Source organism: Paenibacillus pabuli, from assembly GCF_039831995.1.
Taxonomy (GTDB): Bacteria; Bacillota; Bacilli; order Paenibacillales; family Paenibacillaceae; genus Paenibacillus; species Paenibacillus pabuli_C.
The window spans coordinates 2,622,185-2,633,630 of record NZ_JBDOIO010000003.1; the positions used below are offsets into that span (position 1 = coordinate 2,622,185).

At 42.2% G+C, this 11,446-nt stretch carries 11 protein-coding genes; 4 read left to right on the forward strand and 7 right to left on the reverse strand.

What is annotated here, in order from left to right; translation table 11 throughout:
- Positions 1–345: 345 nt before the first annotated feature.
- The 3 genes from ABGV42_RS14030 to ABGV42_RS14040 all read right to left on the reverse strand — a co-directional run bounded on the left by ABGV42_RS14030 (position 346) and on the right by ABGV42_RS14040 (position 2,455).
- Complete coding sequence (locus tag ABGV42_RS14030; protein ID WP_431523648.1) at positions 346–525, reverse strand: hypothetical protein; 180 nt, start codon at positions 523–525, stop codon at positions 346–348.
- A 259-nt stretch (positions 526–784) separates the two neighbouring features.
- On the reverse strand, positions 785–1,417 hold the full coding sequence (locus ABGV42_RS14035) for a type 1 glutamine amidotransferase family protein (protein ID WP_347382189.1): 633 nt from the start codon (positions 1,415–1,417) through the stop codon (positions 785–787).
- A 75-nt stretch (positions 1,418–1,492) separates the two neighbouring features.
- The gene (locus ABGV42_RS14040) at positions 1,493–2,455 is read right to left on the reverse strand and encodes a helix-turn-helix transcriptional regulator (protein ID WP_347382190.1); all 963 of its coding nucleotides are present in this window, start codon (positions 2,453–2,455) and stop codon (positions 1,493–1,495) included.
- Between the two features lie 462 nt (positions 2,456–2,917).
- On the opposite strand from ABGV42_RS14040, the gene ABGV42_RS14045 reads away from it, so the two are divergent.
- Complete coding sequence (locus tag ABGV42_RS14045) at positions 2,918–3,472, forward strand: exosporium glycoprotein BclB-related protein (RefSeq protein ID WP_347382191.1); 555 nt, start codon at positions 2,918–2,920, stop codon at positions 3,470–3,472.
- 369 nt (positions 3,473–3,841) lie between these two features.
- Positions 3,842–4,243 carry an ASCH domain-containing protein gene (locus tag ABGV42_RS14050; RefSeq protein ID WP_347382192.1) on the forward strand — a complete coding sequence of 134 codons (402 nt, stop codon included), beginning with the start codon at positions 3,842–3,844 and terminating at the stop codon, positions 4,241–4,243.
- 196 nt (positions 4,244–4,439) lie between these two features.
- Here the strand turns inward: ABGV42_RS14050 and ABGV42_RS14055 are convergent, their stop codons facing one another.
- From ABGV42_RS14055 to ABGV42_RS14065, 3 genes are all read right to left on the reverse strand, one after another.
- Positions 4,440–4,973 carry a DinB family protein gene (locus ABGV42_RS14055; RefSeq protein ID WP_347382193.1) on the reverse strand — a complete coding sequence of 178 codons (534 nt, stop codon included), beginning with the start codon at positions 4,971–4,973 and terminating at the stop codon, positions 4,440–4,442.
- A gap of 15 nt (positions 4,974–4,988) precedes the next feature.
- Entirely contained in the window at positions 4,989–5,396 is a 408-nt protein-coding gene (locus ABGV42_RS14060) for a VOC family protein (RefSeq protein WP_347382194.1), read from the reverse strand.
- 554 nt (positions 5,397–5,950) lie between these two features.
- Positions 5,951–7,318 (reverse strand): ABC transporter substrate-binding protein, encoded by a 1,368-nt coding sequence (locus ABGV42_RS14065; RefSeq protein WP_347382195.1) that lies wholly within the window; start codon positions 7,316–7,318, stop codon positions 5,951–5,953.
- A gap of 205 nt (positions 7,319–7,523) precedes the next feature.
- On the opposite strand from ABGV42_RS14065, the gene ABGV42_RS14070 reads away from it, so the two are divergent.
- Both ABGV42_RS14070 and ABGV42_RS14075 read left to right on the forward strand, forming a co-directional pair.
- Positions 7,524–8,237: a response regulator transcription factor gene (locus ABGV42_RS14070; RefSeq protein ID WP_347382196.1), complete on the forward strand. Its 714-nt coding sequence runs from the start codon at positions 7,524–7,526 to the stop codon at positions 8,235–8,237.
- A complete protein-coding gene (locus ABGV42_RS14075; RefSeq protein ID WP_347382197.1) occupies positions 8,230–10,164 on the forward strand; it encodes a sensor histidine kinase in 1,935 nt (644 codons plus the stop codon). The genes ABGV42_RS14070 and ABGV42_RS14075 overlap by 8 nt, the downstream gene beginning before the upstream one ends.
- A 144-nt stretch (positions 10,165–10,308) precedes the next feature.
- Here the strand turns inward: ABGV42_RS14075 and ABGV42_RS14080 are convergent, their stop codons facing one another.
- Positions 10,309–11,442 carry a M23 family metallopeptidase gene (locus ABGV42_RS14080; RefSeq protein ID WP_347383237.1) on the reverse strand — a complete coding sequence of 378 codons (1,134 nt, stop codon included), beginning with the start codon at positions 11,440–11,442 and terminating at the stop codon, positions 10,309–10,311.
- Positions 11,443–11,446: the final 4 nt, after the last annotated feature.

Consider the following 11,446-nt stretch of genomic DNA (forward strand, 5'->3'; position numbering starts at 1 on the left):
TTTCGGCAATCGGTACAAGTTCTTGTCCTTAGCTCGGTACAAGTTCTTGTCCTTAGCTCGGGACAAGAATTTGTATCGAAAAAATAATTTAAGGCGCTAAAATTGCGACTTTGAATGAAAAAAAATACTCTTATGCACTTCCCAGATTAATTACTCGTTGCTATAGCTTTTACTGGATACCACCTGTCTTCTCGCTTAATAAAATGCCGAGAATCATACTTCATATTCTTCTGATACCATAAATTCTTGCATTAAGTTTTGTATTACAACTTACAACTGCTGTATTGCTCTCTACGGTTATAGTTGTTTTTGAGGCATCGTTTTTAATACTCGAAGACGGGAATTTTAAATAAAGTGGTTGTCCAGCTTTAGTAGTCTTTCAGAGAACACTTCATTTGTTCTGGTTGGTATTTGGCCAGTACGGCAAACTAAGGAAAAGTTTCGTTCAAGTCGAATACCTGGCATGGAGATTTCCTTCAACATTCCGGTAGTTAACTCCCTTTTTACAACCCAGCGAGACAACATTGCGATGCCTAATCCAGGGAACACAGCTTCCTTGACTCCCTGGCTACTGTCGAACTTAACTGAGGAATAAATAACGTACCAATGAAAAACTCATGCTCAGGTAGGGATAGCGACAGGAACTTGCGGATTTACAACGATAAGGAGGTACCAAATTAAAAAGCCCAACTTCTCTGCAAAACAAAATAGAGAAAGTGAGCTTTTCAGTTACTTCATTATTTCTATTTGAACTAATATAAAACTGCTAAGTTGATTTTTTAGCTCAGCTATTTATTGAATTCATTAACTGGAAGAAGTATTCAGGCTTATGAGTCTTATTTAGGTTATACCATGAATGTAATGTATCTGGTGCAAATACATCTAATTTTTTCAGTACTTCCATCGCAAATTCCAGAGGAGCTATTCCTGATGCAGTAACTAAATTCGAATCAGATACCGCAGATCCTCCCTCATAGAACTTTTCTCCTTTATAGTTAGGACATACCATTTTAGTGTATTCTAAATTATTACTTGTATGCTTTCTAGTATCTAAGTATCCCATATTCGCAAGGGCCTCAGTTGCACCACAAATTGCAGCAACAATAGTGCCAAGCTTTAAAGCTTGGCCAATTCTTTCCAGGATAGGTTGATGAATTTCTTCATTCCAAGTAGTTCCTCCTGGTAAAATTAAAAGATCTTTACTCTCAAGAGTACATCCCTCAAGGGGTATATCTGGTTTTATGCTCAGTCCTCCCATCGTAGTAATCATTTCTTTATTAGCTCCTACTGTAATTACTTTTAAAGGTACTAAATTTTTTTTGAAATATCTTCCTGAGTTTAGTTCAGCTATTAAATATCCATATTCCCAGTCCGACATTGTATTAAATACATATAGAAAAACTTTTTTTGTTTGCATCCAATAACACTCCAATCACAATTGATATAGCCAACTATAACATTACTTCCCTGACACCTAGCGTCAGGGAAGTAATCAAATTTGATGAAATTTTATTAATTCCGACAAAGCTTCAATCATTCTTTTCTTAAGGCTGAGTGGCTCAATAACTCGAATAGATTTACCGTACGTTAAAAGTAAATAAGGTACATATGTATGTAACATATCTTTCTCAAGATGAAATACTGCTTGATTTGAAGTCCACTCTTGTAAATAATGTCCTAGAAACCAATGTTGGCAAATATCAGCTAATACACTTTTATCCCCATGAATAACCAAAGAAATAATCCCCTCCTTATCTTCTATAGTTGGAAGAAGATTTTTCATAAAAAAGACACGAGCTGGAAAATTTTCTGGCCGATTAAACTTATTTTCGGTTAGCATTAGACTTTCAATTCGATCTACTCTAAAACTACGGATATCATTCCTAAGATGACAAAATCCAATCACATACCACTTACTATTCCAATAGATAATTCTGTACGGATCGACCAATCTATAATTTAATTGCTTTTCGCCACTTTTATGGTGGAGAATTTTTACTGAGTACCCGCCAGCTACGGCCTGCTCCAACTCCTTCAAAAAAGGTTCCATAGAGAGTGAACTTAATCGGCTTATTACTTCAAGACTAGTTAAATGTTGGTTTAACTTTGTTTCCTGCTCTTGATTTGAGTATTTACTTAGTTTAGAAATGGCCCTATTTAGTGCTTCACCTCCATAATATCCGGCTTCTTCTGCAAAAACAGCAGCGTGAAATAGTGAAGTTTTCTCCTCAAAATCAAAAAAAAGAGGAGCCTCAATAAAATTGTTCAATAAAGTGTATCCACCGTTATGTCCTGGTTCTGAAATTATAGGTACGCCACTTGTTGAAAGTGTATCAATATATCGATACACAGTCCTTATATTCATCTCTAACTTTTCTGAAATTTGTTTTGCAGTAATTTTTTCACCTGAACGAAGCATCCATAGAATTGCTAACATATTGTCAACCTTAGGCATATAATTCCACCTCTATATGAAATTTATTTTTCTATTATACATTTCCGATTGTTCCTGGTTCCATCTGTTTACTTCCTATTACTAATGATCCTGAATTTATTTCCAAATATTGAATCGAACCTTCTTCAAGGCGTAGTTCAATGATTTCCATTTTCTCACCTCAGTTATCAAAGATAAAGCAATCTCCAATCAAGTTATACCACAAATGTTATACGTTACACTAACCTGCCCGTTAGCTTAAGAAAGCCGATTAATTGGGCCATCCCCCCATTCAGTAAACGCCAAAAGAAACGTCTTAAGTTGCGGCCGTTTAGTTTTTCTGAAATCGATCCTGATTATAGAACAAAGATATACTCGCTTATTTGCTGATCAACTTCGAGTTTACATCGTTTCTTCATCTTGTTGTACATTTTCCAGTCTTAGAATAGCTGAAGCTAGCAAGGTTGTGTTTATCGTTAATCAGTGAACTGCCCCCTGCGTTTAGTCCACACCGCTTCTGGAGCAATTATTCCTTACGCATCAGGACTTCCAGTAGCGTTGACTACGGTATTAGGTGGACTTTTGAATACCTCCAGTTTAGTTGGTTTTGGTAACAGTGCTGGGGGAGTAAGTGTTAACGGAGGGATTATTGATCTCACAGGCGCTGCAGGCACTTTGCTTAACTTTGCTTTCTCGGCATCCCGTGCAGGAACGATTACCTCACTGGCCGCTTATTTCAGTACGACAGCTGGACTTAGCTTGGTTGGATCTACAGTAACCATAACCGCACAACTATACCAATCTACTACACCTAATAACTCCTTTACGGCTGTACCGGGTGCAGTGGTAACCTTGGCTCCAACACTGACCGGCGTCTTGGCATTGGGCACAATATCCAGCGGATTGACTACAGGGCTGAGTATTCCGGTTGCCGCCGGTGACCGACTGCTTATGGTTTTCTCAGCATCAGTAACAGCCGGAATTGATGTGGCTTCAACCATTGCGGGATATGCAAGCGGAAGTCTTACTATCACTTAACGGAGTTACGCTTTATCTTTATATCAAATCAATCAAGAAACAGGGACCCTCACCGATCATGGCGAGAGGTCCTTGTCTATTTGTCAAACCAGTAGAGTATAGTGCTATTAGATCAGATCTCAGGCTTCGTTGGTATGCAGTGTGAATTATGTCCGTTCTCCTTTACATTGCAGTCAATGGGATTGAAACGACAGTTGCTGGAATTACTCATAAAGCTGGATTAACCCGTTTAATAATCACATGCGTTCTAATTTTTGTATGACCACACCAGCGCTCATTATACTAACCTTCCCGTTTGATAAACAAAAGCAGCCGATCACAATGATCTGCTGCTTTCTTCGTATTATTGAACTATAGTACCCGTACTGGATGTTTGGAGATGGTTCTAAGGAGATGGGCGATGAATTAGCAAAGCTTGTTGTTGACGGCATAAAAACAGCAACATGTGCTGCATATTATGTATATGAGTTTGAAAACGAGGAGCCACCTAAACAAGAATACGATATTGTATTAGACGGCAGCAATCAACCTGCAGCCATTATTCAATACACCAACGTAGAACTACTCAAAATGAATGAAGTGTCTGCTGACTTTGCGAAAAATGAAGGTGAAGGCGATTTGAGTTATACATATTGGTATGAAGAGCACGTCAAATTTTTTACGTGGGAGCTTGGTTTATACAATCTTACTTTTAGTGATGATTTAATGTTAGTATGTCAAACTTTTCGAGTCGTTGCCGCAGGAACTTCTAAATTCAGGTTTTCTTTTTGAGCATACAACTGCCAATATTGTTCAATTATGTTTGTTGTCATGATGTTCTCTCCTTCCAGATCAATTTGATATATGGGTAATTACAGCATTTAATTCAACTTGAGAAGCTTGAGTTTAGAAAGGTATATTTCACCTTCTTTATTCATGAGTGCTTTAAAAGAACTCATCAACTCTCACGTTTCGCTATAGTTTCCCGTTAATTTAGTGAATTATTACATAAGCCTGCCTCCACAAGCTTCTCATCCAGTCTTGCCTTTTGGCGCAAATGATGCCTGCTGTGCATGCCAATCATCTCAAACCATTCACGCGCGTTAAGCCAGCCAAACCAGCCATGACGCACCTTGCAAACCTGATTCGTTCCGCGAACGTGTACCTCCCAGTATCTCATTTTTTTTAACACCTGCTCCAGACCGGCTATGATCTCTTCCTTACTATTGGGGTTACGGGTCCTGTTGACTGGTTCCTCAAGTTTCACACGGACATCGGGCCACACTTTTTCGATAAACGCCTTCGTTCCGTCTTCAGTCTTGCCTCCATGTTTTTCTTGTGTCGCCATCGTACAAGTTTGAATATGATCGATGTACTCTTCTGCCACATCGATCACGTGAATATACATTTGTCCAATCGACCAAACGTCTTCCTGGGATTTATACCGCAACTGGTCTATCGTATATCCAGCCAGACTTCGCTTATATTGCTCGATAATAGCCAGGGAATCATTTTTTAACATACTGTTTTCACCCCATCACATCATAGTCGTTAAAGCACCTGCGCTATCTCCCAAATGTGCCCGAGGATCGGCAAAACAAGCCGTCCGCCGCCCCCAAGGACGCGTTATCGGCCCATTTAACAATGTAACGCCCCGCATTTCCAACTCGTTGCATACACGGTTAACGTCAGGCACTTGGATTGTAAACAGGAACCTTGCGCCATCCTCGACACGACCAAACTGAGCCGGATTAATCAATTCTCGGGCATTTGATTGATTTAAGAGGTTTATGCATGTATTTCCGTAATCAAATACTGCACAGTTTTCGTCTTCGTATTGGATTAATAGTTGAAACGACTCTTGGTAAAACGTCTTCGACCGCTGCAGATCTTCCACAAATAATGTGATTTCGGTAATTTTATTCGCCCAGCCAGTTGTCCCCACCTACATCCGCTCCTATCATTTATTAGTAAACTCTCGAATCATTCCGGTCGTTTGCTTGTTCGTTCCTTCTCTACTCTACATCCAGTAACTCAATTTCGCTTGGTTGGAATTTTCTGTATGAAATATGTGTTTCGACGTTCTTATCCAACTAACCTGCCCGTTAATTGAACAAAAGCAGCTGATCACAGGGATCAACTGCTTTCTTGGTTATTGAGCTATCGTTTCCCGTTAGCTTATTGGATCACTTTGTGGCTTTTATGCTACCCACTTAACCACTGTTTGGATTCAATTCTACAAGACACGAACATCACAACCGACGGAATTAACGATTAATATGACAACAATTTTGAGTGGCATCACTCTTTTGTGTTAATTATCGACGCGAACTTCCATACAAGCGCGGCCCTAAAGATCGTCCATCTGCAAAGTCGTAGCTACGACGAGTCGAATGAGATCCGTGATGACGTCGCCTGAGGCGAGGCGATCGGAACTAAGTCCGGGTCAGCCTTCCTCATCCCCACTCTTTTCATACTCTTTAGCGAGTCACCATATTCTTATTTCTTTGCCGTCTGAGCCTTTTTTAATTTATCAGCAACAGCCTGAGTGCTGGATTGAATAGCAGCTGTTGCTTTGTCTATGGTTTTCTTCCCGTTTACTACCTGTGTCAGTTCTTTAAGTAGAATTGAGCGGAATTTCAATTCAAAATTTGGTGACTTGTTCATGAGGACATAACTTGTTATCGATGAATTCAGATTAGGTTTTAATTTATAGAACGCATCCAACTTGTAACCAGAGTACTCCTTAATCATGCGAGAAAGAGGAGCACCGATACTATTATTCGAGCTATTGGGCTTATAGTATTCGGTAGCATAGTCCTCTCCATTGAAATATTTGATGAAATCCCAAGCAGTATCAACATGAGATGCACCTGCTGGAATCGCGAATATCTCATTAATGAAAACGTTCCCTGTTGACTCTCGATCCTTAGCCGCAGGGCCAGCAGCAATACCAAGCGTGAAAGATTTATAATTCTTCACTCCACTTTTTGCTGCTTGTAGGGACTGCAGCTGACTAATCGGGGCTACTATCATAGCTGATCGTCCCATAATGAATGAGCTGCTTTCCAAGTAACTTTTGCCCGACAGACTGATCCTTTCGTCTAGTACCCCGGACTTCGTTGCCTCGCTCGACAGACGATAGGCATTTTTCCACGCAGTTGTATTTGCAGTAACCTTTAGCGTACTTGGATCCATGTACGTTAACCCTTCTGTTCTGGCGATATCCATGACCAAATTGCTGGATCCAAAGGAGCTTAGACCCCAAATTCGGGAGTTCTTATCTCCCTTGGTAGGAAATTTCTTAGCAAGATTCAATATCTCTTCCCATGTCGTTCCATCACTTGGTGCCTTAACATTGTACTTTTTAAATAAATCAGCATTATACAGAAGAGCGTACGAATCAACTTTTGGGCTTAACCCATAAAGTTTGCCAGCGCCTTGTTCCTTCAATTCATCAAGCAAGCCAGGGTACAACGTTGTCGTGTCATACTTATCTCGCTTAATTAACGGTTCTAAATCGACCAGCTTTTTATCTTTAGACATTTGTTGGTACTCGTATGGGGGCAGCATAACAAGATCTGGTGAATACTTTTGGATAGCCCCGTTGTAATCCTTAATCGCTTCCATACCTGCAGGTGCAACTACTTCGATGTTTGTATTCGGGTACTTCTTACTAAATACATCTCCATACGTCCTTTTGAAATCGTCTTCGTTCCAATACAATACTTTTAAAGTACGTTTTGTATCAGATTCGTTAACCGAATTGGCGGAAACTTGCTTACCTGCACTAAAAACTGCTGGAATACCAATTAACATAACACTAAGACTAACAAGCATGGCCTTCTGTAATACATTGCGCTTCAAAAATAAAACCTCCACTCATTTGTTGTTCAAACGATTATTCGCTTGTGTTGAACTAAGTATAAATGCGAAAGCTTATCATCTGATTACCGAACTTCTTATCATTTCCTTAAATAATCCTGACGTTATTCAATGCATAGGAAATATCGCTTATAATGATCGTGCTGCTCTTCAATGTAAGAAAGATACAAGAATCAAGGGAGGATTTATGGCGGAAAGCACGATTTTGATGGTGGATGACGAAGAGGAAATTATCCATTTAATGAGTATTTATTTCAATAATGAAGGCTACAAGCTCCTACAAGCGTCGAACGGCTTGGAGGCGCTGAAGATTTTGCAATCTCAACAAATCGATTTAATTGTACTGGATCTAATGATGCCCAAGATGGACGGGGTGCAAGCATGTATGAAAATACGAGAAACGAATCCTATTCCCATCATCATGCTCTCGGCTAAAGGCCAAGATATTGATAAAATAGCAGGCCTAAGTATCGGCGCCGACGACTACGTAACCAAGCCATTCAACCCGCTCGAGCTGATTGCACGCATCAAGTCGCAGCTTCGAAGGATGAATCAGTTCAACACCGTTGCAGCTAACACAAACGAAATACATATCGAAAACATCATTATTAATATTGCGTCCCATACGGTAACAGTCGATCAGCAGGAAATCAGATTGACTCCCCGCCAATTCGCACTCCTTCGCATGCTGGCAGTCAATCGAGGGACGGTGCTGAGCATGGATCGCATCTACGAAGAGGTCTGGAACGAGCCCTTTATGGAGTCAAAAAATAGCGTCATGGTACATATCCGAAAGCTCCGTGAAAAGATCGAAACTAACCCGCGCGAACCACGGATCATCAAAACCGTGTGGGGAATTGGATATAAAATCGAAAGTGATTTAAAAGCTAGGGGTGAGTAAAATCCAACTACAGTGGCTGTATACGATTCGTTGGAGATTAATGCTGATTATGGTTGCAAGCCTGGCTCTAACAGGTGCATTTATTTTTTTCGGATATTTTATGGCGGGAGCGCTGCAAAAAATCAAATATGTGGATGTTCCGATCAATTGGAGCATTGAGCATGCCGGATCCTTTCGCGTAATGATCATAGCCGGTATCATTCTTTTTCCCATCAGCTTCTTCCTTGCAAGCTACCGTTTGGTTCAGGATTTGCGCGAAATCAACGCAGGGTTGCAGGAAATATCAGCAGGTCGGTTCGGGCATGTGGTAACCGTAAAGGGCAAGGATGAGTTAAGTGTTGTCGCAGAGAGTATCAATCAATTGAACAACGAATGGGATCATTATCTGGCGGAAATTACGCGCGGTTTAGAAGAAATTGCAAGCGGGCAGTTCGACCATCAAATTCCGGAAATTGCCGGTAATAAATTGGGCGAGGTCGCGCTCAGTATCAACCAGATGAGTATGCAGTTGAAGCATTCAATAGCGGAGGAACGAAAGGCGGAAAAGACCAAAAACGATTTAATTACCGGTGTATCGCATGACCTGCGCACTCCACTGACCTCGATTCTCGGATTTCTCGAAGTAATCCAGGAAGATCGATATCAGGATGAAGTGGAGATGCGTTATTATGTCAACATCGCGTATGAGAAATCTCTGGCGCTTCGGCGATTGATCGACGAACTGTTCGAATATACCCGAATCAACAACGGTATGCCTCTGGAACTGAGCGAGCTCGATATCGCCGGGTTAATCGGTCAGCTTGCCGAGGAATTTGTGCCGGCTACGGAGAACGAAGGCATGGAAATCAGGCTCAACATGCAGGAAGGACAATTTAAGATTCATGCAGACGGAGGATTGTTAGTACGGGCGTACGAGAATATCATTTCCAATGCCATCCAGTACGGGAAAGCGGGCAAATATATCGATATCGATATTACACAGGATAGAGATATGCTTGCCGTTCGAATCCAAAATTATGGAGAACCCATTCCGGAACGGGATTTGCCTTTTATCTTCGACCGCTTTTACCGGGTGGAGAGGTCAAGGTCTAAGCAGACCGGGGGTACGGGTCTTGGTTTGGCCATCACAAAAAGCATTGTCGAGGTACACGGAGGGTGCATTACGGCGCGCAGCAGCAGGAACGCAACCTCATTTGAGACACGCTTCTCAATTTCTGGCCTCAATCAGGCGTATGCGGCTGTCCCGGAAGCAGTTCATCATGAAATCGAGCAGATCCCGACAGCACTACCTGAACAAGGGCTGGTGCCGAAAAAAAGGCTACCTCTTCAAAAACGACACTTATTCCAAACTTGGGTAGCCGCAGTATCCATGATCGTGCTGCTCGTTCTTGCGTTGGTATTATTTAGTGTTAAGAATTCATTTACCTCCCCGCTCATGGCCAAGCTGGATTCCGTCTTCGAAGATAGCGATCCAGCGATGACGTCAACAAGCGGAAATAACGAGATGGCTTTAATAACGGGTAAAACAGACAAAGGCTATACACTTCTCATTCATGGCTACGTTTTCGACGGTCAGAGCCTAAGCATTCAATACTCAATGAAGCATTCTAACCAGATATCGGAGTCGCAGTGGGTGAAACAACAATCGGTCAAACCAACTTTTACCTTGGATGCTTCAACGATAAAGGCGGTTCCCGGCATCGCCACGGATTCAGGCGTAGTTTTGGCCAAAAACGGAACCATCAGATTTTATTTTATTGGGAGCTCGCCACCTCCAGACCATTTCCTGTTGAAAGTCAACGTATACCAGTTAATCCTATCCGATGGCCCAGGTCAGCAGGATCTGCTCTCCGGAGACTGGAGTTTCCAAATCCCTGTAGAGAAAAATTATAAACGAAAAGCCAATGGCCAAAGCGAGCCTTTGTAGAATTCACCAACTATAGTGGATATCGAGAAATGCAAGCTTCGCTTTAGCTTGAATCATTTTCAAACCTCCGAGCTTCGTATCTTACACTCTCCTGTCCATTAGTTGAACAAGCAGCCGATCACATTGATCGACTGCTTTCTTTGGTTATTCAGCAAGTCCCTGGAACGTGTTCCCGCGTGTCAGTACCTGGCTCTGATCTGCCCAGCGGATCTGAATCGAACGGGAAGTGAATAGATCGGGTCCGTCTGAAACTTGAAAGTGCAGGTGTGCTTCACTGGAGTTACCGGAATTACCAAGCTGCCCGATGAGGTCTCCCTGCTTGACTTTATCCCCAGTTTTGACTGCTACACTCCCTTCCTTAATATGTGCCGTAATGCTGTATTCCCCATTTCCATGATCGATCACTACAACATTCCCTGCCGGTTCTTCAGCGTTCATAACACCCGGCGTGTTATCCGGAATGTCATTTTTGACCTCGACAACCGTTCCATCTGCCGCTGCATAGAGCGGCTCACCAAAAGCATAATAGTTTTCGTTCACTGCAGCCTCGCCTTGATAACTTGAGTCTTCCTGCGTTCGAACGATGTCCAATGCGTAACGCTGCGTTTCATGCGCATAATGATAGTTGGACATCACATCGTTTCCTCCCCAGAATACAAACCATTTACCCTTCACAGGAAACTGAAATTCGGTTTTGGTAAACGCCTTGTCCGTCTCCTCATGCATTTCAAGCGGCTGGATCATCAGGCCGCTAATCTGATGATCTTTGGTAAAATAGGCTTGAATCCCCTTGGTGCCCGTCTGATCCTTCCAGGAACGCTCAACCAAGTTGTTCAATTTGGCTTCCGTAACCGGTTCCCAGGAAGTGACTCCCTCCATAAAGCTGTCGGTAGACGTTTTAAACTCGTCCAGCGATATCGCTTCCTGGAGTTCCGGACTCATCTGATTATACAAGTCCTCCTTCGAACCATTCATTAATGTATCTATGAAATTATCAGGTGTAATCATCGCGTCCTCCTCGGCTATATTCGTCTCTTCCTTATTGGTGACTTCCGCTGCTGGCACCGCACTGGAAGTCTGTTCTGCTGATGACTGTTCCCTCTGGCCAGATGATTCCGTAGTGCCGCAGGCAGACAGGAGCACACACGTACCCAGGGCCACTACAATCAGCTGCCAGCCCTTTCTTCCCCTTAATCTTTCATGCACCACATGTCCTGATGTCATAGAGCACTTTTCTGGAATGGACCATTTCGCCCGTTCCCTGCTTCCCATATTCATTCTA